Genomic DNA, 24,851 nt, shown 5'->3' on the forward strand with positions numbered 1-24,851 from the left:
TTGCTTTCCCGGATTTCCTTCTCATCTGGCTTTGGCTTGCCCGTGGATCCCAATTTGGAGAGCGCTGCTGCCACTGGTACGTCTGAAGGCCCTCAGGCAAGCTTGGGCGCTAGCAAAGGCGAAGCCAGCAGCTTGCGGGCCCATGTGCTGATCGTGGATGACAGCTACATGGTGGCGGAAATGCTCTCTAATTTTCTCGGCAAGCAGGGCTGTAGTATTTCCTATGCCCTGGATGGCCTTTCTGCCCTAGAACAAATCCGCCGCCGAACTCCAGATCTCATCATTGCCGACTGGGTCATGCCCGCTCTCGACGGCCTAGAGCTGTGCCGGCAGTTGCGGCAAGCGCCCGAATATGCCTGGGTGTACTACATCCTCATGACCGCCCGCGAGGGCAACGACAACATGGAGCGGGCTTTAGAAGCCGGAGCCGACGAGTTTCTTTCTAAGCCTTTTCAGGCGGCGGAGCTGCTGACGCGGGTGCGGGCAGGGCTGCGCATTGTGGAGAGCCGCCGCCAGCAATATCTGCTCCAGACTGGACAAAAACAAGTCTCATCTCCTTCTGGCTCGGTTGCTTTGGGCAATCGGCAGGATCTGGTTACTCGCCTGCCGTTGCGGGTGGCCCAAGCCCGTGCCCAATCGGATCCCCTCAGTTTGTTTGTGCTGCGCTTGGCCAACCTCGCTGCTCTGGGGCAAGGACTGGAGGCCGGCGGTCGGGCTGCTCTTCTCAAGCTGTTTACGGATCGCTTGGCCCACAATTTGCGAGAGGGGGATGATCTCTTTTGCTACGACGAGGGCCAGTTTATCGTGGTGCTGCCGGGGAGCACTCTGGCCGCTGCCCAGATCGCTGCCGAGCGCTGCTGCCAGCGGTTGATCCAGGATCCCTTTGTGGTGAATGGGCAAGCGCTGCCGGTGCAGCTTCAATTTGGGGCGGCCACGCTCACAGATAAGGACGATCCCAAGGGGGTGGCCCTGTTGCGACGGGCTGCCCAAGCCCTGCGAGACAGCAAAAATGTCCACACCTCGGTGGTGACTGCTCCCCATCCCATCCTCGTTTCCGACCGTGTCAGGGGGACGGAGTCTTCAGAGCTGCTGAAATCTCTGCAACGTCTGGAACAAGAAAATGCCAACCTGCGCCAGGAGTTGGAAACTCACCTCCGGCAGCTCGAAGAGTTGCGGCAACAAAACCAAGAGCTAAGCCAAAGGGTTGGCAGGCTTGGATCTGAAACCTCTGCAGCGGGATCCCGCTCTCAGAGGCCCTTGTGGATCCGCCGGCGGAAACCGCGGCGTCGTCTAGAGCGTCAACTGGGCCGCGGAAAATGGCGACTGCGCCGGTAAGTCCGATCCCCAAAGTTTGCCATCAGGTTGGCTTGAGCAGAATGGGTGGGGGAGAGGTGTAACAGCGATGTTCAATTCTATTCAGGGCCGAGGAGCAGGATCCGCTACCTGGAAGTCAGCAAGAAGGTGGTTTCTCGACAACATCGAGCTGATCCTGACAGCGGTGGGGATAGGCGTAATCCTGCTCAGCGGTTGGGTGGCCAGCCGCAGCGCTCTTTCCGTAGCAATGGCAACGGCAGTCAGCGCCACCGTGGTGGGGGTTATCCACGGCATTCTGTTCTGGCTGTTGCGGCGGCGGCAGCGCCGAGTGCGGCAGGAGGCCATCGGTCAGATTCGGGAAATGCTGGAGGATCTGGGCAAAAACCGGCTGCAAACCATCAAGATGAGCCTGTACATGGTGCAGGCGCGCCAACCAGATCAAGAAGAGCGCACCCGCCAAAGCTTTGACCGCGCCTACCAAATTCTGGGAGAGATCAGCAACTTAATCGATCACATTTCCGAGGAATCCCTGGCCAGTTGGCGGCAGCGCTACCGGCAAACTCTAGATCGCGTGGAGTCGGAATCTCGATAGCCGAGACTCGCAGACAATTTGGAGTTGGGATTGGAGTGGACAGGCGGATTTCGGGAAGCACACAGTTGCTGGGCCTGATCGGGGATCCGGTGGCCCACAGCCTATCCCCGGCGATGCACAACGCCGCTCTGGCGGCCATGGGAGAAGACTACTGCTATGTGCCCTTTCCGGTGGCGGCAGAGCGCTTAGCGGTGGCGGTGGCCGGCCTGGCGGCCATCGGCGTGCGGGGGTTTAATGTCACCATTCCCCACAAGCAGGCGATTCTGCCTTTGCTCAGCCAGGTGGAAGCGCGGGCGGCAGCGGTGGGAGCGGTGAACACGGTCTACGCCCTGCCGGAGGGAGGCTGGGGCGGCACCAACACCGATATCGACGGCTTTGTCCAGCCTTTGCTGGGCCTGGAGAAAGGGATCCCCACCCTGATCCTGGGATCCGGCGGGGCGGCGCGGGCGGCCATCCAGGGCTGTTTGGAGCTGGGGCTGGGGCCAGTGCGGGTGGCCGGGCGATCCCCTGAGAAGTTACGTGCCTTGCAACAGACCTGGCCGCAGGTGGAGACGCTGAGCTGGGCAGAACTGGATCGCCACCTGGCTGAGACGCGGCTTTTGGTCAACACCACCCCCGTGGGCATGCATAAGCCGGGATCCCTTGCTGAGCTGTCTCCCCTCAGCTGGGAGCAACTGCGCCTTCTGCCCGCCGGCGCCACTGTCTATGACTTGGTCTATGTGCCGGATCCCACACCGCTGCTGCGCATGGCTGCTGAGCTGGGCCACACCCCTATTGGCGGCCTGGAAATGTTGATCCACCAGGGGGCCAAAGCCCTCTCCCTCTGGCTGGGGGGCAAGCTCGTGCCGGTAGAGGTGATGCGGCAGGCGGCCCGGCAGCAGTTGGCCCAGATCGGGGATCCCAACTCCTAGTTGTCCTCTTGGCTGAGTCTTGAATTCAAACAGAGCCGTATTTTTTGCTACAAAGATAGGCTCCTCACTCTGTTGAAATCGGTAAACGATCGAGCTTCCTGCAATGTTATTCTCCGCGCTGAGAAGCCCACAGTCGTGCGAGAAGTTTCAGGACAACGGGCTCGAAGTTAAATGAGCTTGATTGAGCTTGTTCGAGCGGGAACAATTGCTTTTGATTTGCCGATCTTTAGAGGAGAAAGAGGATAGGATTGAAGCCATTCTCAGTAGAGGTTGAGAGTGTCGGGAGTGCTGAGGCAACGGTGGAAAAAATACGGGATCCGTTGGCTGGGGGGCGTGCTCGGCGCGCTGATACTCCTGGGATCCGGGATCGCCGCCCAGGCCCAATTCCTCTGGCCCGGCCATTCCGGGTTGCAGGGTAGGGGGGAACAGAGGGGATCCCTCGACGCCTTCTGCCGGCAGCCGCCTGAGGAAGTGGCGCGCAAGGCCCAACTGCGCCAGCGGGCCGCCCAGTCAGATGCCGCCCGAGCTGAATACAACCAAGTTTTGGCAGAACATCGCGCTGCCTTGATCGCCTGCCGTAGCCGCCGTTGGCCGCAAATCCAAGCCATTTGGGTGCGCTTGCATCCCTGCGATGCCAATCCGGGCGTGTTGGATCAGGTGTTTGACCAGGTGGTGAACCTGGGCTACAACCGCGTCTTTATCGAGACGTTTTACGATGGCCGCTCCATTTTGCCAGATGGTGGGGGCGGGATCTGGCCCAGCCTACAGCCCAACGCCGATTTGTTGGATTTGGCCCTCAAGGCGGCGCGACGGCGAGGGCTTTCGGCTTATGCCTGGGTGTTTTCCCTCAATTTTGGCTACAGCTACGGACAGCGACCGGATCGTCAGGCAGTCTTGGCCCGCAACGGCCGTGGCCTCACCACCGTCTTGGATCCGGCAACGGCCCTTCTGGAAGATTTGGGCAGCCCGGATGAGGTGTTTGTGGATCCCTTCCATCCCGTGGCGCGCCGGGATTTTGCCGAGCTGATCCGCCGCATCCTGCAGCGGCAGCCGGATGGGATCCTCTTCGACTACATTCGCTATCCCCGCGGCTCTGGGGGATCCAGCCTGGCAGCCACCGTCCGGGATCTCTGGATCCATGGGGAGGCGGCCCGGCAAGCCTACCTGGATTTGGCAGAAAACGCGGCAGGCCGAGCCTTGCTGGAGCGTTACCTCAGCCAGGGCTACGTGACAGTGGCGGATGTGCTCCACCTGGACGCCACCTATGGCGAAGAGCCCAAGTGGCGTCAGCCAGGGGATCCCAGGCCCAGCGCAAGCGGGGAGCGGCCGCTTTCTCCAGAGCTATGGGACGGGATGGCCCAAGGCAGAGCAGGCGGGAACGAAGATCTACATTCAAGCCTTGCAAACGAGGATTCCCAGCCGTCGGCGAATCCCACCCCCTCTCCGACACCCAGCGCCGCTTTCCGACAGGAGCGCTGGCAGCAGCAGCTCTGGCAGCTCAGCGTCGAGTTTGCCCGCTACGGGATCCTCGATTACCTACGGCAAGCTGCCCAACCGGCCCAAAGCCTTGGGATCCCGAGCGGAGCCGTCTTTTTCCCCGATGGCAATCAGGCGGTGGGAGAAGGGTTTGACGCTCGTCTCCAGCCCTGGGATCGCTTCGATCCCGGCATGGAGTGGCACCCAATGGCCTATGCCAAGTGCGAGGATGGCTCCTGTGTGGCGCAGCAGGTGGAGCAGGTCTTGGCCGTGGCCTCTCCCCAGACCTTTGTCTGCCCGGCCATTGCCGGTCTATGGGGACAAGCCCAGCGGCAACGCCCCAGCCTGGAAACCCAAACAGCAGAGCTGGCCCGCCGCTTCCCGCAGTTGCCCTGTGTGAGTCACTTTGCCCTCTCTTGGATCGAGCCGGAGCTGGAACGCAGCCGTCGCACTTGTCAACTCTGATGCCCATCTCAATCTATGAGCGCCGAACAATTCGAGCTGATTAACCGCTTGTTTCAACTCACGTTTCAAATCGGGGATCGCTTGGGATGTGAGTCTTCGGATCCTGCTCAGTTATTGCTGACCAGCCAACCTAGCCTGGAAGCAAGCCATCTATATTTCCCTTCCGATTACGTTTATGAGGCTCTGGATCCCGAAGTGTGGGCCAATCATGTGCTGAGGTGCCAGCTTTAGCCCAGATGGCCGATATTTTGCAACCTTACCTTTTCACCGGTGGCATCTATCGCCAAGACGAGGTTTCGTGGTGGATTTGCGCTTTTTGGATGGCTCAAGAGAGGCTAGGAACCAACGTGCTCTTGCCCGCCCATAGAGTCGAAACTTAGGCAGTTGATCCCCAAGTTCCCTCTCGTATTGAGATGGGGATCGGTGTTACTTAAAATCTACATCGACTCCGGCGCGCTCAGGCCGAGAATGCCGGTAAGCACGTTAAACAAAACCTGTCGCGTGGCCTGCACCAATTGAATGCGGGCTTGAGCCAAGAGGGGATCCTCTTTCAAAAGGGGCAAAATGCGGCAGTTGTCATAAAACTTGTTGAAATCGGCGGCAATCGCCTCGGCATAGCGGATGATCTTGTGGGGGGCGCGCTCTTCGGCAGCGGCGATCAGCTCATCGGGCAGGGCCAACAGGCGCAGCAACAGGGCCCGCTCTTCGGGTTCTTGGTAGGGCAGTTTTTGTTGCTCTGTCAAGGTAACTTTGTTAGTTAGCTCCACTTTTTCTTCTTCCTGAAGCCGCCGCAGCAGGGTACAGCAGCGGGCATGGCTGTAGTGGACATAGACCACCGGGTTGTCGAAAGTTTGCTTGACGGCCAAATCCAAATCGAAGTTGATGGGGCTGTCCATGCTGCTGCTGAGCAAAAACCAGCGGGCCGCATCCACCCCAACGCCAATTTCGGGATCGTCGATGAGATCGTTTAAGGAGACAAAATTGCCGGTGCGCTTGGACATGCGCACTTCGGTTTTCTCGCCGGTTTCCGGGTCGGTTTTGAACAATTTGACAAATTGTCCAATCAGGATCTCCAGCTTGACATCCGGGCTGAAGGCGCCCACCGCCGCATGCAAGCGACCGATATAGCCGTGGTGATCCGAGCCGAGGATGTTGATGAGCCGTTGATAGCCCCGCCGCACTTTGTCGCGGTGGTAGGCAATGTCGGCGGCCAGGTAGGTAAAGGAGCCATCCGCCTTCTGCACCACCCGATCCTTGTCGTCGCCAAACTCTTGGGTTTTGAAATAGACGGCCTCTTCCGCTCCCGGCTTGGGATCCTCACCCCGCGGCGCCTTGGCCCTGTAGAGGAAGCCGCGCTCCTGCAGCTCCTGCAAAGCCTGTTGGATGGCGCTCAGGCCCGTCTGGGGATCCGGGGCGTGCAGGCGGCGCTCGCTAAACCAGTGGTCAAACTCGGTGCGCAACTGTTGCAAAGTCTGCTTTTGCCAAGCCAGCATCTCGGCGTAGGCAAAATCGGTGTACTCTTCCGGGGTGGTGGGCAGAGGGCGGATCCCGGCCTTAACTTGATCCAGCAGCCGCCGGGCGATATCGACCAAGTAGCTGCCGTGATAGGCGTCTTCCGGCAGAGCCACCTCTTCGCCCTGCAGTTGCCGCACCCGCACTTCTAGCGACTGGCCCAAGAGCCGCATCTGGTTGCCGGCATCGTTGATGTAGAACTCCCGCTCCACCTGGTGCCCCGTCCAGCGCAGCAGGTTGGCCAGCGTGGAGCCGACAGCAGCCCAGCGCCCGTGCCCCACGTGCAGGGGCCCCGTCGGGTTGGCGGAAACATACTCCAGCAGGATGCGCTCGGGATGGGGGGCAGCAGTTTTGCCGAAATCTTCCCCCAACCGCAACAGCTCTTGTAACCGCTCGGCCAAAAAGGAATCCCCCAGCCGGAAATTGAGGTACCCCCCCCCTGCTACCTCAGTTGCAATGCCCGGCAGATCCAGGTGTTTTTGCAGAGTCTGGGCGATCTGGGCCGGCGCCATGCGGCAGAGCTTGGCCATGCCCAGAGGAGTGGGACAGGCGTAGTCGCCGTAGCGGGGATCGCTGGGAATTTGGATCGTGGGAGCAACTCCTGCCGCCTGCTCCAGCGTCAGCGATCCCAGTTGCCCTGCCTCGGAGGCCCGTCGAATGCTCTCGGATACAGCGGCGGTGAGAAAGCGAACTAGCGAGGTGGAGAGGGGTTGGGTGGCCATGGCAGAGACCTTGCCGGAAAATTCAACCCAGAGAAGAGGCGTTTTTCGATTTTGACATACTTCCGCCTGGGCTAGGCCCCTCTACCAGAGCCACTCCTGCTGTAGCGCCAAGTTAGTATCAAGTTAGATGTCTAACAAAGTTACTGAAAAGCAGAGATCATTGCGCCTCATTAACCATAGTAAATTGTTCTTCAGTTCTTAGAGAGAAACCTTGAAAACGGCAGGTTCTGCGGCCATGGCTACGCTCAAGCCCAAAGCTGCTATCGATCCCAAAGAAAAGCTAAATAAGCCTGCGCAGGTTGGGGATCCCTTCTAACGTGGAGAAAATTGCTGGGGAGTTGCCTCTTGGAAACCTTTGTTTTGATCAAGCAAGTTCCCGATCCAAATGCCAAAGCCGGCATCAACAGCGATGGCACGATCGACCGGGCCAAGGCCAAGCGGATGCTCAACCCTTTCGATCGCTATGCGCTGGAAGCGGCCCTGCAAACCAAACGGCAACACGGGGCGAGGGTGACGGCAATTACCATGGGGCCGCCCCCGGCCATCGAGGTGCTCTACGAGGCCATTGCCCACGGCGTGGATCGGGGCATTTTGATGACCGACCGCCGCCTGGCCGCTTCGGATACCTTGGCCACCGCCTATACCCTGGCCCACACGGTTCGCTACGCCGGCCAGCCCGATGTCATCTTCTGCGGGCTCCAGACCACTGACGGCGACACGGCCCAGGTGGGGCCCCAGTTGGCCGAGCGGCTGGGGATCCCTCAGGTTACCTATTGCGAGGCCTTCGAGATCCGCGATGGGATGCTGGTGGCGCGGCGGGCCATCGAAGGGGGATCCCAAATCGTGATGGTGCCTCTGCCGGCCTTGGTCACGGTAGCCAATTCGGCGCGGCGTCTGGCCTATCCTACCCTGCGCGGTGTGCAGCGGGTGCAGCGGCTGATGCGGGATGAGGCGGCGCGGGCCGAGGCCATCCAGATCCTCAACCTGGACGATGTGGGGGCCGATCCAAAGCGCTGCGGCCTCCAGGGATCCCCGACCATCGTGGCCGCCACCGAAAAAGTAGGGGAAATCGGCGGCAACTGTCAGATCTTTCAAGGGCAGCCCGTGCCGCAACTGGTGAAGGAATTGGCTCAGGCACTTGACTTGAGCCTCTACCTGGCTACCCCAGAGGCTTTACCCTCTTTCCCCTTCCGCTAACTCCACCCTCTAAACCCATTCCTTAACTTCTCAGTTGCAGCCTGCCCAAAGGTGAGTTATCGCTAAGTTGCGGAAATCTGTATAGGAATTGACCAAACTTCCCAGCCTTTCTACTTTGATGAGGAGTCGTAAGCTCTATGGAGCACAAGCGGGTGTTGATCTTCGCCGAGCAGATCAAGGGTGAGTTGCAGCCCATCGGCCTGGAGCTGTTGGGAGCGGGGCGACGGCTGGCCGATAAGCTGGAAGCCACCCTGAGCGCCCTTGTCCTCGGGCACAACATCGCTCACCTGCCCCCAATCCTGATCGGCCATGGGGCGGATCAGGTCTTCGTTGCCGACCACCCCGAGCTGGCCGAATACCGCACCCTGCCCTACCGCCGCGTTATCCTGGACTTGATCAAAAGCTGGCCCCAGCCGCCCCACACCATCCTGCTGGGATCCACCACCACCGGTCGGGACTTGGCCCCCCGTCTGGCCGCCCACCTGGAAACCGGCCTGACCGCCGACTGCACCGAGCTCGACATCGGCCCCTTCGAGTACAGCAACAGCAAAGATCCCGGCAAGTCTGGCTTCTTCCCCGACTGCCTGTACGCCATTCGGCCCAGCTTTGGCGAGTCCCTCAAGGCCCGCATCCTCGGCCCCTGGAAAAACCCGCAGATGGCCACCGTGCGCCCCGGGGTGATGCAGCCGCTTCCCTGGGACGGATCCCGCCAAGGAGAAGTGATCCCGGTGCCGGTTAACTTGGAGCCGGAGGATCTCAAGCTGCAAATTGTGGAAACGGTGCGCAACCTCTCCCAGGCCGTCGATCTGACGCGGGCCAAAGTGATCGTTGCTGGCGGCTACGGGCTGGGATCGGCAGACGGCTTTGAGCTGATGCGCGAGCTGGCCGCCTGTTTCCCCAACAGCGCCGTCGGCTCCTCCCGCAAGGCTGTGGATGCCGGCTGGATCCCCTATGCCCACCAGGTGGGGCAAACTGGCAAGACCGTCCGCCCCCAGCTCTACATCGCCTGTGGTATCTCCGGGGCCATCCAACACCGCGTCGGCATGGACAAGTCCCAGACCATCATCGCCATCAACAAAGACAGCTCTGCCCCCATCTTCAAATTTGCCCACTACGGCATCGTGGGGGATCTCTACCAGGTGGTGCCCGAACTGATCCGGCAACTGCAGCAGATGCAGGAGAAAACCCAGGCGGACTCTCCTGCCCGGCCTTCGCCAACCCCCGCCCTGCAGATCCCTATCTTGCAGGGCCGCTAATCCTCCTGGGAAAGCACTTTAGTGCAGGGCCATGGTCAACAATCCCTGCTGTCCCAGCAACACCTCCCGCAACAGGGTAACCAGGCCCACCCACACTACAGGCGCCATGTCCACCCCCCCCAGGGGCGGGATCAGGCGGCGTGTCGGGCGCAGCAAAAACTCCGTCAGGCCGACCACTGGCGAATAGGGCAGCCGAGAGGTATCCAGTTGCGGATACCAGGATAAGAAGATGCGCAGCACAAACAGAACGGTGTAGAGCGCCAGCAGCGGGCCCAGCACCCAAGTGGTGAAAATCGGCAGCATTGCTTTTGCAACAATTGAGTTTCAGGGGAGGTTCTTCACCTATTCTGCTCCAAGGAAAGCCGCCTGTGCAGATCCATCGGCTTGCCTTCAAACCAGAAGTTAGTCCTTTGGTCGCTGAAAAGGGATCCCTGGATCCGCTTCTGGCCAGTTCCAACCTAAAAGCCCGAGGAACCCAGAAATCTTCAGGATTCAAAGTGGGTTATTTCCCCAAAAAGCTCCCCTTGTGGGATGGCAGCAAGAAGGCTAGCGTCATAATGGTCATATCTTGCTGACTGCAGGCAGGGATCCCATGCAGGGAAGATTACAAGAGATCGATATCCGAAGCATCCTTCAATTGATCGAGTTGGGCCAGCGCACCGGTGAGCTTTTCGTAGAGGCCAGACCCTCCATCTACTGGTTTGTCTTTTTCTTGAACGGGCGAATCATCTACGCCTCTGAAACCGAAGGCCACATCGCCCGCCTCAAAGACTACCTGCGCCGCTTCAAGCTGGAAGCCGCCCTAGACGAAGTTCAGATCCCTCCCAAAGCTGCGGTCAATGCCCCCGAATACAACCGCCTCTGGTCTTTGCTGGAAAACCACAAGCTCAACCCCAGCCAAGGCAAGCAAATCCTGCTGGGCATGGTGCGGGAAGTCCTCTTCGACCTGCTCAGCCTCCACCAGGGCTCCTTCATTTTCGAGGCTGGATCCCCCTTGGCCCCCCAACTGACCACCTTTCCTGTCACCCCTCTGCTCGCCGAGATGGTCACCCAGGTGCAGGAGTGGAAAAAGCTGCACCCCTACATCCAAGACCCCAACCAAGCCCCCACCATCGTCAACCCCCTGCCCCTCCAGCAAACCCTGCCCGCCCCCGTCTTCAAGGCGCTGAGCGAGTGGTCGGACGGCAAAACCAGCATTCGCCAAATGGGTCGCTACCTGGGCCGAGACACCCTGGTGGTAGCCAAAGCCATCTATCCCTATGTTCGTCAAGGGGCGATCCACCTCTCCGATCCCGTCCTGATCATCGAGCCCCAGCGCACTCGTCCCCTCAAACCCAGCGACAAGCCCGCCCACATCCTCTGCATCGACGACTCCATGGCCATCCAAAAAACCGTGGAGTTCATCTTGCAAAACGAGGGCTACCAGGTCACCACCATCGGCAACCCCCTCAAAGCCCTGGGACAGGTGTTTCTCCTCAACCCCGACATGATCCTCTGCGATGTGGCCATGCCCAAGTTGGATGGGTACGAGCTGTGCGCCATGTTGCGCAAATCCAGCCAGTTCCGCGAAACCCCCATGATCATGCTCACCGGCAAGGACGGCTTCACCGACCGGCTCAAGGCCCGCATGGCCGGGGCCAACGAGTTTCTGAGCAAGCCCTTTTCTGAGAGGGAATTGTTGACCGTCGTCGAATCTTATGTGGGCCCACCTCCCAAGCGGGGCGGTGGCGAATAAGCGGGGGGCCAGCCGAAATCCCTAAAAAATGTCGAGATTCGAGCCAAGCAAGCAGAGTACTGCAGAATACTGGACAGAAGAGGAACTTCACCAAACAATAGGAGGTAGCCCAACCAGCCTGGGGCTGCAAGGCCAGATGCAGCCAAAAGCGCTGAAAGACAGGATCCCACTTCAGGTAGCCGCCAGGGTTGACCGGACACGCGAAACACAGCAGGGGCGAGATGACCATGAGCAAAGTACTGGTGGTGGATGATAACCGTACCTATCTGGAGGCCATTTCCAGCCTGCTCTCCGAGAGCGGGTTGGAAGTCTCCACAGCCATGGACGGTGTGGAGGCGATGGACATCATTCGTCAGCAGAAGCCTGACGTGGTGGTGCTGGACATCGTCATGCCTGGCATGAACGGCTACGAAGTGTGCCGGGAAGTGAAGAAAGATGAAAGCACCAAGCACATCCGCATCGTCGTGTGTTCCACCAAAGATCAAGTCTTTGATATCGAGTGGGCCAAGCGCAATCAAGCCGATGCCTATGTAACCAAACCTTTCAAGCCTCAAGAGCTATTGGCTACTATCAAACAGCAGTTGCGGGAGATCAAGGAGACCAGCCAAAAATGAGTCGCGTTCTGGTGGTGGAAGACAGCCAATCCCAGCGGGAGATGATCGGCAAGTTGCTGCAGGAAAACGGCTTCGAGGTGATGACGGTGGAAGATGGCGTGGAAGCCGTAGAGGCGGTGAAGCAAAACAAGCCCGACCTGATCGTGCTGGACATCGTCATGCCGCGGATGAATGGCTACGAAGTGTGCCGTCTCCTCAAGGCCGATCCGCTCACCCAAAAAACCCCGATTGTCATGTGTTCTTCCAAAGGCGAAGAGTTCGACCGCTACTGGGGGCTCCGCCAGGGAGCAGATGCCTATATTGCCAAGCCTTTCCAGCCGCAGGAACTGGTGGGTACGATTAAGCAATTGCTGAGAGGCTAGGAACCGCCCATCCCGCCTCTATGCCTGCTGGCAGAGCCCAAAGGGGTTCCATGCCCTGGACAAGGGAGCGGCGGCCACCCCTCCACAAGACCATCGATACGGGGGAGCGTCATGCTAGGGGATCTGGATCTGTTGATGGGGGATGAGACCCAAGAATTGCAGGAAATGGAGGCTCCCGAAGGTGAGCTATTCCTGAAATTCAAGGTCGCCACCGGAGAAGAATTTGCCCTGCCGGCAGTATCGGTTGTAGAGGTGATGAGCATCGGCCCTGAGAAAATTACTCCCATGCCGAATGTCGCGCCAGTTCTGCTGGGCACTCTGAACTTGCGGGGCGAAATTATCTGGGTTGCGGATCTGGGGCAGTTTTTGGGGATCAGCCCGCCCCTCAACCTCGACCGCGCCGAGCTCCCTGTGGTGGCCGTGATGGATCAACCGGATTTGCTGATGGGCCTGGCTGTGGATTTAATTGTGGGCATGGAGTGGCTGAAGACGGAAGCGGTGCGGCCTGTTCTCGTGGCTCCTGAGTCGATAGCTCCCTTCTTGCGAGGGGAATGGGTGGTGCCCGCGACGGGAGCCCGCTTGCCGCTGCTGGATCAGTCAGCCATCCTGAGATCCGACCGTTGGGGTTGAGGAATGGCTAGCCGCAAGTTCGGCAGAAATGCGGAAATTCCAAAGCCATTCACAATGGAAAGAATGGAGCCGATCTTGTTCCCTAGAGATTGGCGCCCGGCCACCCGGCGAGTGTGGCCGTGCTGCCCCAATGGTCTGTGGAAAGAGGGCAAGAGCCCATTCTTTTTGGGAGCAAAGCAGCCAGTTGGGAGAGGTAACCTATCTGTAGCTTAACAATCTAAAGGGTTTAGGCGGGTTGGTGTTGGGGGAGTTCTGGGCATTTGGGTTGAAGTAGCAACAGAGGTAGCCAAGCAGGGAAGGGAGGATCCATGGTTTCGAGCGCAAACAATCAGAGAGACTTTACCGAGGCAATGGTCGCCTTTTGGCAGGGAGACTACGTCGAGGCAGTGCGGTTGTTCAACCAGGTAGCCGCTGCTCAGCCGCAGGATACTGCTGTCAAGTTGCTGCTGGCCTCGGCCCAGAAGCAAGCGGGGCAGTTGCTGGAAGCCCGCCATACCTACGATACCATCCTCAAGACGGCCAGCGATCCTGAGGAGCTGGAGTCGGCCCGCAGGGGCCTGGAGGAGCTGCTCCAGATGGCGCCGGAGCTGGCGGATGTTCCCTCTCCGGCGCAGGAAGACAAGCTCCAACCTCAAGGGGAGTTCCCACCTCAACCGGAGGAGGCGGATCCCTTTCCCCAGTTTGAGTTTGAGGCGATGAGGGAACAGGAGGCCGACCCCTTTGCTCAGGATCTCTTCTCGATGCGAAGCGACAGCTTTGCCGCCGATGAGATGACTTTTGGCGAGGAAGAAAGCTTTGCGGATCCTTTTGAGACAAGGCTAGAAATGGAGCCTGCGGATCCGTTTGCCTCCTCTCACCCGCTGCCCGCCAACCCTCAGGTAACGCCGCCAGCGGTTCCGGGAGAGACCGCTTTGCGAGCGGGCAGGGAGCAGCCTCAAACAGACCCAGTGGTCGATGACGATTTTGCCTTCCTTAGCGAGTTCGACCGGCAGCACCTGCAGGATCTAGACAGTGATTCTATTACGCAGTTGGCTGGCGACGCGGCTTTTCCCGAGGAGATGGGCTTCTCCCTACCCACTTTTGGGGAAGAGGAGGTGGGATCCCTGGATGAGGGCCTGCCGACGGAATTGGCCACCCCCATGAGCGAGCCGATCCCTGCCCCCGAAGAAGACACGGCCGGTCCTGGCCCTGCTCTTTTCGAGCTCAACGAGCTGGACAGTCTGGATCGCGAACTGGCCGGCATGGAGGGCGGCGAGGTGCCGGTCTTCTCTCCCGATGAGGGGGAGACGCAGGAGGCGGGCGGAACGGCTCGCAGCTCGCCTACAATCTCGATGCCCCTCCCAGGGGGCCAGGGAGCGGGGATGTTCGCTGGGATCGCCAACCGCCCGCTTGCCGATCGGCAGTTGGCCACAGCGCTGATCCAAGGAGCCGTGAGTTTGGCTGCCGGGTTGGCCATTGGCCTGGGGATCCCCGCCAATGGGGGAGCTCGCTTGCTTGCCGGGGTCATCGGGGGTGGAGTGATCGGCACGGGAGCCGGGGTTGTGCTGGGGGCCAGCAGTGCCAAACACATTCGCTCCACCGCTCAAGAGCTGGCCAGCCACTTTGCCGCCTTGGCCCAGGGGAATTACTCCGTCAGAGCAGAGGCGAGAGGGGATGACGAGTTGGGCCGCTTGGCCAACAGCTTTAACCAAATGGCTGCCGCCCTGGAGGCCCATTTTGCCGATCTGAGCCAGCGAGCTGCCGAGCAGGGACAGGCCAAGGAGGACTTACAACGCCAGGTCATTCGCCTGCTGGACGACGTCGAGGGGGCAGCCCGCGGGGACTTAACGGTGCGGGCGGAGGTCACTGCCGATGTGCTCGGCGCCGTCGCCGACTCTTTCAACCTGACCATTCGCAGCTTGCGGGACATCGTTGTCCAAGTGAAGCGGGCCGCCGCTGCCGTCAACGATGCGGCTTTGCAGAGCGAGAACTTTGCCCGCAGCCTCTCTGCCGATGCCTTGCGCCAGGCGGAGGAGATTTCCAACTCCCTCAACTCCATTCAGGAGATGACGGAATCAATTCAAGAGGTAGCCAGCAACGCCCGCGAGGCGGCCAACGTAACTGCTCAAGCCACGGAAGCAGCCGCCCGCGGCGGAGAAGCAGTGGATCGCACGGTGGCCAGCATCCTGGAAATTCGGGAAATGGCAGCAGAGACGACCCGCAAGGTGAAACGCTTGGCAGAATCCTCCCAAGAAATCTCCAAGATCGTGGCCTTGATTTCTCAAATTGCTTCGCGCACCAACCTGCTCGCCCTCAACGCCAGTATTGAGGCCGCCCGGGCGGGCGAGGCGGGACGGGGCTTTGCCATCGTGGCCGACGAGGTGCGACAACTGGCCGACCGGGCCGCCAAAGCCTCGAAGGAGATCGAGCAGATTGTGCTGCAGATCCAGTCGGAGACCAGCAACGTGATGACGGCCATGGAGGAGGGCACGCAGGTGGTGATCCAGGGGACGCGGCGGGCTGAGCAGGCCAAAAGCAGCCTAGACGAGATCATCGAGGTCAGCCGGCGGATCGATGGGCTGGTGCGGGCTATTTCTCAGGCTACCGTGCAGCAAACAGAAACCTCTCGCGCCGTGGCCCAGGTAATGCAATCAGTGGAGCTGACTGCCAACGAGACGTCCGAAGAGGCGCAGAAGGTAGCCAGCTCGCTGCAACAGTTGGTGAGCATCGCTCGCGAGCTGCAAGCTTCTGTCGGTCGCTTCCGGGTGGGGGATGAATGAGCAAATCTGCTCGGTTGGCGGGCATCCTAGGGACAAGCAAGGATCCCGATGGGAAGTTGCCGCACTTCAGGGACATCGGGATCCCTCTGTCCCAAGACAGAATCCGGGCATGGGAGAGCTTCCCCTGTCCGATCTGCTACTACTGATATGTATGAGTACCTGTGGGCTGTAGGAGGAACCTCCTGCCATGAATGAAGAAGCACAAAAGCGGATCCTCGGTTATTTTATCGAAGAAGCCCGCGACCACTTGGCAACGATCGAGCAAGGGCTCCTCAGCCTGCGGGACAGCGTGAGCGATCCTGAGCTGATCAACGAGTTGTTCCGAGCTGCCCACTCCATCAAAGGCGGAGCGGCCATGCTGGCCCTCGCCAGCATTCAGCGGACTGCCCACCGCCTAGAGGATTTCTTCAACGTGTTTCGCTCTCGCCCGGGCGAAGTGCCGGTGGATCAGCACTTGGAGACGCTGCTGCTGCGAGTTTTTGATGGGTTGGCGGCGTTGTTGGACGAGCTGCAGAGCCCTCGCGGTCTCACCCAGGAGTTCAGCAACGCAACGCTGGCGGAACTGGAGCCGGTTTTTCAGGAGACTGAAAACTACATTCAGAGCCTTCTCGGCGCTGGCCCTGTCGCTAGCTCTGCTCCGGCTGCCCCCCCGCCGCCGGCGGCCCGCACCCTACAACAAGAGATGGCGGAAGTGGTGCCGCAGCAATTGCGGCAGATGTTGGAGCTGTTCAAGCGAGGGGATCAGCCGGGCATTCGCGAGCAGTTGCGGGAGGCAAATGCCGTTCTCAAGCAGATCGGGCAAGCCCATCATCTGGCGGGCTGGCAGCAGCTCACAGAAACCTTCGAGCAAGCCCTGGGCAACCCCGACGCCGATCTGCGAACGTTGGCGTTGGTCGCCCTGCGAGACTTGAAGCAGGGGCAGCAGCTTATCTTGGCGGGCAGGGCCGAAGAGGTGACGGCCTCGGCGGAATTGCAGCAATTGGCTCGCCCGGCGGCTCCCGCTCCGCCGCCGGATCCTTTGGAGGTGGTGGTTCACCAGCAGATCCCGGCCCTGTTGCGCCAGATGCTGGAGCTGTTCAAGCGTCCTGACGACCCGGCAACGCGGCCTGCCCTGCAAAGCTTGGCCCAATCGCTCCAGCAGGTGGGACAGGCCGAAGGTGTGGATCTGGGCGGCTGGACGGCCCTAGCCCGCCTGATTGGCGAGATCCTGGCAGATCCTGCCCAGGATTTGCGGCAACTGGCTCTGCCGGTTCTGAGAGATTTGAAACAGGCTCACCAAGCTCTGGCCAGCGGAGCAGCGCAGACCATCCAGCCCTCCGCTGAGTTGTTGGCCTTCCGCCCTGTGCTGCCGGCCCTTGAGGAGCCAGAACCGCTCTTCCTCGAACCCGAGAGCACGCCTGCCCCAGCGGACTGGGCCGCTGCTGGGATCCCGGCAGAAGAATCCTCTGCCCCTGATGGGAGCCAAGAAGAACCTGAACCAGGAGAGGCGATCCCCGTCGAAGCAACCCTGCAAGCGGAGGAGGCGGCCTGGGATCTGCTGGCCGAACAGCCGCCGTCCACTTTGGAGATGGACAGCGTTCTGGCGGGCGAGGAGGGCCCAGGGCTGAGCTGGCCGGAGATGTCCACCGAGGCTTTGCCAGAGGAAGACTGGCAAGCAGCCGCCGACCTTGCCCAAGAGGGCGTCGCCGCGCCGGAAGAAGCCGCAGCAGCCCGCGGCTGGCTCCAGGATAGGCTGAGCTTTGGCTCAGGCGATTTCGACGCCCCTCCTTTGAGCCTGGAAGCAGAAGCCTCCGCCGCCTTTGACGAGCTGTTTGCCAACGCAGAGCAGCTATCCGATATTGAAGAGCCGCCGCCGGAGCTGATCCCTCCTTCCCCCGAGCCTTTTTCGCAGGCGCTTGAGGAGCTGAGCCCAGAAGAGGGGGGAGCGGAAACGGATTTGGCGGAGCTGTTTGCCGAAGTAATGGGCGAAGCGGCGGCAGAGCTGTCACCTGTCGAGCCTGCCGAGCTGACAGGAGCCGAGGAAACCAGCCAGGCCATCTGGGATGTCCCCGCCCAGGAGCGGGCGGCCCAAGTCGCTGCGGAAAGCCCCGAGGAAGCCTCGGCTGCAGACGAAGCTGCAAGTGTCGGAGTGGAAGCCTTGTTCGAGCTCGAGGAGCTGGCAGTAGAGAGCTCTCCTCTGCAGGAGCTGTCTCAGTTGCCTGACTTTGGGGCTGCTCCCGACAGCGGGCCGGAAGCGGATCTTTGGGCAGAGGAGCCGTCTCCGTCCCTCCAGCCTGGGGATGGGGAGGCGGCCGCAGACTTGTGGGCTGAGTTCCCCGCCGACATCTGGCCGGGGGACTTTTCTGTCCCCGATGAGACGGGATCCCTGACATCTTTGGACTCTGCGGCTGAAGGCGGCCTGGAGAGCCTTGTCTCGGCGGCGGATCAGGCCTGGTGGAGCCCAGAAGAAGCAGGCGAACCTTCCCCCTCTTTCGAGGTGGCTTCTCAACCCTCTTCTGACCTTGCCGACTCTGCCGCAGTCGAGCAACTGGAAGACCTTTTCGCCGAAGAATCTTCGCCCGGCGAACCTGCCGCTGCGGCGGAGAGCTTCTTGGCCCCTTCCGACGAGTCGACGGCGGCGGAAACCCCGGACTTGGGGGCCGAGCTGAGCCTAGCCGATCTCTTCGCCGGGGAGACGCTGGAGGATGCCCCGGGCACGGGGGATGCGGCACAGGCCCAGGACTGGGCTCTTTTGGAGAACCTCTTCCCGGTTCAGGAAGAAGCTCTCTATCCTGAGGGCCAGCCCGCGGAGGCCTTCGACCGCCTCGAGGCTCTATTTGCCGAGGAGCCCGCTACCGAAGCACTGAGCTTAGAAACCAGCGGATCCCTCTCGGCCATGGATGGCGAGGTGGATTTGGATGAGTTGAGCCGGTTCTTTGCAGAAGGGGAGGCCGCCCAGGAAGCGATCCCCTCAGATCTGGCCACTTTCCTGGGCGAGGCAGAGGCTTTGCAAGGGAGCAGTCTGGAGGGAGTGACTCTGCCTGAGCCAGAACCACTTGTAGCTGCAGCAGAGCAAGGCGGAGCTTCCCAGCCAGCAGAGGACGATCTGGCCAGCCAACTGGAAAGCCTGTTCGCGGAGGATGAGCTCTTGGCTGCCCAGAGCGCGACTGTTTCCCCAGATGAGACACAGCCTTTGGAGGAAGAAGCGCCGGAAGCCTCTCCTGCCCCAAGTTTGGACGATTTGGCCGCCCTTTTCGATGCCGCCGAACCAGCGGTGCCCCCTGAGCTAGAGGAGGTCATCGCTCCCATTGTGGGATCCCCTACAGCCGTGAGCGGCGAGGTCGCCGACGATTTCGCAGCCCAACTGGAATCCCTCCTAGGCGATCTCGAGGTCGCCCCCCAAGTCTCTGCAGCAGCGCCGGCGCCTTCTCCGCCCGCTGTCGCCGCCCCAGCAACAGCCGCCCCCACGGCACCGGCTACCCCAACAGCACCGACCACACGGCGATCTGCCCTCAGCAATCCTGTAATGCGGGTGGAGGTGCGCCACCTCGACTCCATCAACAACTTGGTGGGAGAGCTGGTGGTCATCCGCAACAGCATGGAGCAAAACCAAACTCGCCTGCGCCAGTTTCTGGATGGCCTATTGGGCCGGGTGCAACAGCTAGGGGAGCTGGGCCAGCGCATGCGGGATCAGTACGACCGCTCGTTGCTGGAAGCGGCGCTGTTCTCCAGCCGCAGCAGCGCGGCAACGGTGGGGTTTGGTCGGAACGGCGAGGAATCCCCTCGGGGACGGGTGGGTCATTCCATAGGCCAAGAGTTCGACAAGTTGGAGATGGATCAGTTTACGGCCTTCCACACGCTGGCCCAGGAGATCATTGAGCTCATCGTGCGGGTGCGCGAGTCTTCTTCCGACATCGAGTTTGCGGTGGACGAGGCAGAGCAGATCACCCGCCAATTCCGCCAGGTCACCACCCAACTGCAAGAAGGCCTGAACCGGGCGCGCATGGTGCCCTTCTCGCAAATTGCCGACCGGCTGCCCCGCGCCGTCCGTGACCTCTCCATCAAAACGGGCAAACAGGCCAGCCTGGTGGTGGAAGGCCGCGACACCCTCATCGACAAGGCCATCCTGGAAGAGCTTTCCGACCCGATGACCCACCTGGTGAACAATGCCCTGGTGCACGGGATCGAGCCCCCTGAGGAGCGGCGCCGCTTGGGCAAGCCCCCTGAAGGCAAGATCACCGTCAAAGCTTTCTACCAGGGCAACCAGACAATCATTGTCGTCGCCGACGACGGTGCCGGCATCCCGGTGGAGAAAATCAAGGCCAAGGCGCAAAGGCTGGGGCTGCTGTCAGAGCAGGCAACCGAAGAAGAAGTGTTCAACGTCCTCTTCCACCCCGGCTTTAGCGTTCGCGAGGCCAGCGAGGTGGACGATCTGGCCGGGCGGGGGGTTGGCTTGGACGTGGTGCGCCGCAACATCACCGATCTGCGCGGCAGCATCCAAGTGGATTCCGTGCGCGGCAAGGGCACCACCTTCACCATCCGCCTGCCGCTTACCCTGAGCATTTCCAAGGCAATGGTGTGTGTCAGCGACAAAGCCCTGATCGCCTTCCCCCTCGACGGTGTGGAGGAGATGCTGGATGTTCCCGTCGACGAGGTGCAGCCGGATGAACAGGGGCGGCCCTCCATTCCCTGGCGGGATCAACGCCTTCCCTTCCAGCCCCTCTCGAATCTGTTGTCCTACAGCCGCAGCCACAGCCGCAGCCGCTCAGAGGTCTACAGCATCGCCCAAGAGGAGGGCATCCTGCCCATCGTCGTCCTGCAAAGTGCCGGCCAGTACGTTGCCCTGCAGGTGGACAGCTTTGTGGAAGAGCAGGAAATCGTGATCAAGCAATTGCGCGGGCCTGTGCCCAAACCACCTGGCATTTCTGGGGCAACGGTGCTGGGCAATGGTCGCGTGCTGCCAATTGCTGACGTCCTTGAACTGGTAGATATGGCCCAAGGCCGCCGTCGCGATCTCAGCCGCCTCTGGGCGGAGCGTCGCGCTGCGGAGCCACGTGCCGAGGAAACCCATCAAACCACGGTGCTCATTGTGGACGACTCGATTGCAGTGCGGGAACTGCTCTCCATGTCCTTTCAAAAGGTGGGCTACCGGGTGGAGCAAGCCCGCGATGGCCAGGACGCCTGGGAAAAGCTTCGCGGTGGCTTGCGCTGCGATCTCATCTTTTGCGACATCGAGATGCCGCGCATGGACGGCTTGGAGTTGCTCTCCCGCATACGGGCAGACAGCAACCTCAGGCATATTCCAGTAGCTATGCTCACCTCACGGGGGGCAGAACGGCACCGGCAGACAGCCCGCGAGCTGGGAGCCACTGCCTACTTCACCAAGCCCTACTTGGAGGAAGAGCTGTTCAGCGCTGCCGCTCGCATGTTGCAAGGGGAGCAGTTGTTGGCACCCAACCCCACTTCCTGAACTGGCGACGCCAGGGGCGCCCAGATGGAGGCACCAAGCTGAGGGATCCCACTCTGGCGCCAGGATCGCCAAAGGGTTTGACTCCAGAGGGGGCTGGAAGGCGTAGGATATTGACCTGTTGTCCTCGGAGAGAAGTGGCGATGCGCCTGACTGTCTGTGCTCTCATCCTGGCTGGTGGGTTTGTCCTGGGGGCTTCCTGGGCTGGCAGGGAGCTGGAGGCAACTGCTCATGAGAGCAAGGGGAAGGGGGAGCTCTCGATCCATAGAGCTCATCAGATAAGCCTAGGCCCTGCCGACGAATCCTTCGACCTGCGGTTTCTAGATGCGATGATCCTCCACCACGAGGGAGCGGTGAGCATGGCCGCGGAGGCCCTGCAAAAATCCCGGCGGCGGGAAATTCGTCAGCTAGCCAAGGATATCCTGGCTGCCCAGAGCCAAGAAATCAAGCAGATGCAAGGCTGGCGGCTGAGCTGGTACCCGCTAGCTCCCCAGGAGCCCGTCATGTGGCATGAAGAGATGGGCCACCAGATGGCCATGACTCCAGAAATGATCTCGGCTATGCGCATGGATACCGACCTGGGAGCCGCTGACCCTGAGTTCGATCTGCGCTTCCTGCAAGCAATGATCCAGCACCACGAAGGAGCCCTGGTCATGGCTAGAGAGGCTCTGGAAAAATCCAAGTGCCCCGAGATTCGGCAACTGGCAACAGCCATTGTCACTACCCAGCAAGCGGAGATTGAGCAAATGCGGGCCTGGCAAAAGCGGTGGTATCTGCGCTAGGGCCGCTGGGATCGTTTGCAGGCCTCAGCAGGCTCTGTAAAGATGATGGGATGCGAGCAAGGCCGGCTCTTGCGGCTGCCCGCAGCACTCAGAGGATTCCCCTGCATTGCCAATGGCCCTAGAGCTGCCCTCCTTCCCTCAACACCCGGCTTTGCTCCCACCGCTTCGCCCAGAGTGGAGATCCCGCTGGCTGGCGGGGCTGGCCGTTTTGCTGCTGTGTTTGGGATCCCCCAACCGCTGGCTGCACTGGTTTCCGGGAGCGCTGCTGGGCCTAGCGCCTCTGTTTTACCTTTGCGAACAGCAACAGGGTTGGAGGCAGTGGCGTTTGGCCTATGGCCTCTGGTTTTGCGTGTGCCTGTACGCCTTCTGGGTGGATCCCTTCTCGCTTCAAGTGCTCAGCGCCTGGGAGATCCTGGGAGGAGCAGTGGTGGCTCCCCTGATCCCTCTGTTTTTCACAACAGCCACGGTCTTGAGCTTGGCGCTGAGCCGGCCCCTCCCCCCCTGGGCACGTCCCCTGGGCCTGGCCACGGTCTGGACAGGCCTGGATGGGCTGCTGGGCCTGCTCTGGTGGCCGATCCCCTTTCATTGGGGATCCCTGCTCTTTGACTGGCCCCTGGGGATCCAAATTGCCGATCTCACCGGGATCTGGGGAGTGACCTTTTTTGCCGTGTTCGTCAATGGCGTGGTTTGGCAGTTGGCCGAGCAGCTCCGCTGCCAATGGAGGGCAGAGGGATCCTGCTCGGGGGCCGAGAACCCGGATATCCGGCGCACGCTGGCCTGCGGCTTAGGTCTGGGGGGGCTGGTCTTGGCCTATGGCAGCCTGCGGCTGGCCTACTTTGATGTTTTAGCGGCGGCGGAAGGGGATCCCAGCTTTCGCGTGGGGACGGTGCAGCAGGTGGCCTGGTTGGAAGCCGATCGCAGTTGGGAGTACCGCAGCCAGCGCTACCGGGAGTTGCACCAGCTTTCGGCCCAAGCGGTGGCCGAGGGGGCGCAGTTGGTGATCTGGCCGGAAGGAGCCTTGCGGGCCCGGTTGCTGAACACCCCCCTGCAACCCCATGTGATCGAGCCAATGCGAGCCATCCTCCCCCCAGAAGGGGCTTTGATTACGGGGGCCACGGAGCCGGATCCCCGCACAGCCCACCTGCCGGAGGAGGAGCAGCGATTTTTCAACACCGCCCTCTTCTTCAACGCCCAAGGCCAAGTGCTGGATTGGTTTGGCAAGCAGTGGATCTTCCCCTATTTTGAGTCGGGGCGCTACGCGCCCTCCCCAGATGGCTATCGGCCGCTGGCGGGAGGGGAGCTGTTTGGGCCTTTGGGGGTGATGATCTGCTTGGAGAGTGTATTGCCCGCCCCCAGCCGAACTCTGACCCGCAATGGAGCAGAGTCGTTGATCGTGATCTCCGACGATAGCTGGTTTGGCAACAGCCACTGGCCCATGCTCCACGGCCGGCTTTCGGTTTTCCGGGCGGTCGAAAACCGGCGCAGCGTGGTCTTTGTCAACAACACCGGCGGCAACCTGGTGGTGGATCCCTCAGGTCGACTCCAGCAGGTGGGCCCGATTTTTCAGCGCGGAGTGGTGACTGGAGAGGTCAGGCGGCAATCCCAGGTAACCTTCTACACGCGCACAGGCGACTGGCTGGCCTGGTTAACCTTAGGTCTTTCTCTAGGATTGACGGCCTGGGGATCCCGAGCAGGGCAAGGATGCGCTAAGATTGGTGAGCATCAATAGTCTAAGTCAGCTTTCCCGTCCCGCGTTCCCAGTTTGCGCTGCTGAACTGGCTGAACAAAGGGATGCGGAATTGCTTACCCTTGCTGATGTAGCTCAGTCGGTAGAGCAGCTCACTCGTAATGAGCAGGTCATCGGTTCGAGTCCGATCATCAGCTTTGGAGCCTTGTCCGGCCCTCACGGGGCTACTGACCTAGGCTGGCCTAGCGCGGGGATCCCCTCTCCCAGGAGGGGGACATGAAGAGCGTAGCCAGTTGGTCGGGGCTTCGCCTTATGCTGAGAAGTATGGCCATTTCCCCGGCAGCGGTCTTTGGCAATGGCAACCCCCTTCTCTTGGCCCTATCGCACCCCAGGGATCCCGGACTCCGCCTTTGAGCGGATCCCGGGGATCCCGATGAGCCCCCGCGAGGTACGCGTGCTGGTGCTGAGCCAGTTGCGCCTGGGAGAAGACCACTGCCTATGGGATATCGGCGCCGGGACAGGCACCATCGCCATCGAAGCGGCCATTCTCTGCCCCCGCGCTCGCGTGATTGCCATCGAGCGCGATGCCGAGGTGGTCAGCTTGATCGAGAGCAACTGCGAGAAATTCGGCCTCAACAACGTGCAAGTAATCCAGGGCACCGCCCCCGATTGCTTGCATCAGCTCTCTCCGCCCCCCGATCGCATCTGTATCGAAGGTGGCCATCCCCTACGGGAGATCCTGGAGGCCTCCTGGAACCATCTCAAACCCAACGGCAGGATTGTGGCGACCACCAACTCTCTGGAGGGGCTCTACGGCCTCTCTGCCGGGCTGGCTGCCGTGCGAGCTCATCATGTGGAGGTGATCCAATCAGCCGTGAACCGCCTGGAACACCGCGGTCGCAGCCAACTGTTGCTGCCTCTGGATCCCACCTTTGTGTTAAGCGGGGAAAAATCCAGCTAAATCTTGTAAGAAATCCGTTTATATTTTTTGCAAATCCCTTCGCAAAGTAATGGGCTCAAGAAAATTGGGCTAGCCCAAGCCCTCTTTGGAGATCGGCAAAGCACAAACCTTAAGCTATGCCGATATTTCTAGATTGCAGACTTTCATTTGCCCTTATACCAGAGACAGAGAGCTGCGGATCCCAGGGCCATGGATGAATTGCAACACCCCTTTCCCGAATCACGAGAAGTGAGGCTGCGACAACTGCTAATTCGAGAGCGCTGGCCGGAAATGCTGAAGGGCTGCCGGGCCTGCATCCATTGGGACGACTTCAAGCGACCCGAATGCTGCGGCGACTGCGGCATTGGCGATCGCCGCAGACAAGAAGCAGAAAACCAGCCCAGCAAATCTTCAGGCATTTAGCCTGGGCAGATTCTCCCCATCGGGAGCC

The 24,851-nt window shown here is 60.7% G+C and carries 19 protein-coding genes and 1 tRNA gene; 18 read left to right on the forward strand and 2 right to left on the reverse strand.

Translation table 11 applies throughout. The features are described 5' to 3' along the window. Positions 1–102: 102 nt before the first annotated feature. From CYA_RS12760 to CYA_RS15515, 5 genes are all read left to right on the forward strand, one after another. Entirely contained in the window at positions 103–1,335 is a 1,233-nt protein-coding gene (locus CYA_RS12760) for a response regulator (RefSeq protein ID WP_228375366.1), read from the forward strand. 67 nt (positions 1,336–1,402) lie between these two features. Beyond that, complete coding sequence (locus tag CYA_RS12765) at positions 1,403–1,906, forward strand: hypothetical protein (RefSeq protein WP_011431503.1); 504 nt, start codon at positions 1,403–1,405, stop codon at positions 1,904–1,906. Between the two features lie 35 nt (positions 1,907–1,941). Then, positions 1,942–2,817, forward strand: a complete 876-nt coding sequence (locus tag CYA_RS12770) for a shikimate dehydrogenase (protein WP_011431504.1) — start codon at positions 1,942–1,944, stop codon at positions 2,815–2,817. A gap of 276 nt (positions 2,818–3,093) precedes the next feature. Further along, positions 3,094–4,758 (forward strand): hypothetical protein, encoded by a 1,665-nt coding sequence (locus CYA_RS12775; RefSeq protein ID WP_011431505.1) that lies wholly within the window; start codon positions 3,094–3,096, stop codon positions 4,756–4,758. Positions 4,759–4,773: 15 nt separating this feature from the next. Then, on the forward strand, positions 4,774–4,989 hold the full coding sequence (locus CYA_RS15515) for a hypothetical protein (protein WP_011431506.1): 216 nt from the start codon (positions 4,774–4,776) through the stop codon (positions 4,987–4,989). A gap of 206 nt (positions 4,990–5,195) precedes the next feature. Here the strand turns inward: CYA_RS15515 and argS are convergent, their stop codons facing one another. Further along, positions 5,196–6,992 (reverse strand): arginine--tRNA ligase, encoded by a 1,797-nt coding sequence (argS, locus tag CYA_RS12780; RefSeq protein ID WP_011431507.1) that lies wholly within the window; start codon positions 6,990–6,992, stop codon positions 5,196–5,198. 345 nt (positions 6,993–7,337) lie between these two features. On the opposite strand from argS, the gene CYA_RS12785 reads away from it, so the two are divergent. Next, the gene (locus CYA_RS12785) at positions 7,338–8,189 is read left to right on the forward strand and encodes an electron transfer flavoprotein subunit beta/FixA family protein (RefSeq protein ID WP_011431509.1); all 852 of its coding nucleotides are present in this window, start codon (positions 7,338–7,340) and stop codon (positions 8,187–8,189) included. Positions 8,190–8,326: 137 nt separating this feature from the next. After that, positions 8,327–9,445, forward strand: coding sequence for an electron transfer flavoprotein subunit alpha/FixB family protein (locus CYA_RS12790; RefSeq protein ID WP_011431510.1), 1,119 nt, complete (start codon positions 8,327–8,329; stop codon positions 9,443–9,445). Between the two features lie 18 nt (positions 9,446–9,463). Here CYA_RS12790 and CYA_RS12795 read toward each other — a convergent pair whose 3' ends face one another. Beyond that, positions 9,464–9,748, reverse strand: a complete 285-nt coding sequence (locus tag CYA_RS12795; RefSeq protein WP_011431511.1) for a YggT family protein — start codon at positions 9,746–9,748, stop codon at positions 9,464–9,466. 289 nt (positions 9,749–10,037) lie between these two features. Between CYA_RS12795 and CYA_RS12800 the strand changes: the two genes are divergently transcribed. From CYA_RS12800 to CYA_RS12850, 11 genes are all read left to right on the forward strand, one after another. Continuing rightward, positions 10,038–11,180, forward strand: coding sequence for a response regulator (locus tag CYA_RS12800; protein ID WP_011431512.1), 1,143 nt, complete (start codon positions 10,038–10,040; stop codon positions 11,178–11,180). A 227-nt stretch (positions 11,181–11,407) separates the two neighbouring features. Further along, complete coding sequence (locus CYA_RS12805; protein WP_011431513.1) at positions 11,408–11,794, forward strand: response regulator; 387 nt, start codon at positions 11,408–11,410, stop codon at positions 11,792–11,794. Continuing rightward, complete coding sequence (locus CYA_RS12810) at positions 11,791–12,156, forward strand: response regulator transcription factor (protein WP_011431514.1); 366 nt, start codon at positions 11,791–11,793, stop codon at positions 12,154–12,156. Before CYA_RS12805 ends, CYA_RS12810 begins: the two co-directional genes overlap by 4 nt. Before the next feature lie 111 nt (positions 12,157–12,267). Then, positions 12,268–12,786 carry a chemotaxis protein CheW gene (locus tag CYA_RS12815; protein ID WP_041438647.1) on the forward strand — a complete coding sequence of 173 codons (519 nt, stop codon included), beginning with the start codon at positions 12,268–12,270 and terminating at the stop codon, positions 12,784–12,786. Between the two features lie 308 nt (positions 12,787–13,094). Continuing rightward, the gene (locus tag CYA_RS12820; RefSeq protein ID WP_011431516.1) at positions 13,095–15,545 is read left to right on the forward strand and encodes a methyl-accepting chemotaxis protein; all 2,451 of its coding nucleotides are present in this window, start codon (positions 13,095–13,097) and stop codon (positions 15,543–15,545) included. Positions 15,546–15,732: 187 nt separating this feature from the next. Continuing rightward, entirely contained in the window at positions 15,733–20,994 is a 5,262-nt protein-coding gene (locus CYA_RS12825; protein ID WP_011431517.1) for a response regulator, read from the forward strand. Positions 20,995–21,134: 140 nt separating this feature from the next. Further along, entirely contained in the window at positions 21,135–21,773 is a 639-nt protein-coding gene (locus CYA_RS12830) for a DUF305 domain-containing protein (protein ID WP_148203221.1), read from the forward strand. 112 nt (positions 21,774–21,885) lie between these two features. Further along, the gene (locus tag CYA_RS12835) at positions 21,886–23,502 is read left to right on the forward strand and encodes an apolipoprotein N-acyltransferase (RefSeq protein WP_011431519.1); all 1,617 of its coding nucleotides are present in this window, start codon (positions 21,886–21,888) and stop codon (positions 23,500–23,502) included. Between the two features lie 82 nt (positions 23,503–23,584). Then, positions 23,585–23,657 (forward strand) — tRNA-Thr (locus tag CYA_RS12840). Positions 23,658–23,815: 158 nt separating this feature from the next. Further along, the gene (cbiT, locus tag CYA_RS12845) at positions 23,816–24,421 is read left to right on the forward strand and encodes a precorrin-6Y C5,15-methyltransferase subunit CbiT (protein ID WP_011431520.1); all 606 of its coding nucleotides are present in this window, start codon (positions 23,816–23,818) and stop codon (positions 24,419–24,421) included. A gap of 189 nt (positions 24,422–24,610) precedes the next feature. After that, entirely contained in the window at positions 24,611–24,823 is a 213-nt protein-coding gene (locus CYA_RS12850) for a hypothetical protein (protein WP_049749797.1), read from the forward strand. The last annotated feature ends 28 nt before the right edge of the window (positions 24,824–24,851 follow it).

The organism is Synechococcus sp. JA-3-3Ab (genome assembly GCF_000013205.1).
GTDB lineage: Bacteria > Cyanobacteriota > Cyanobacteriia > Thermostichales > Thermostichaceae > Thermostichus.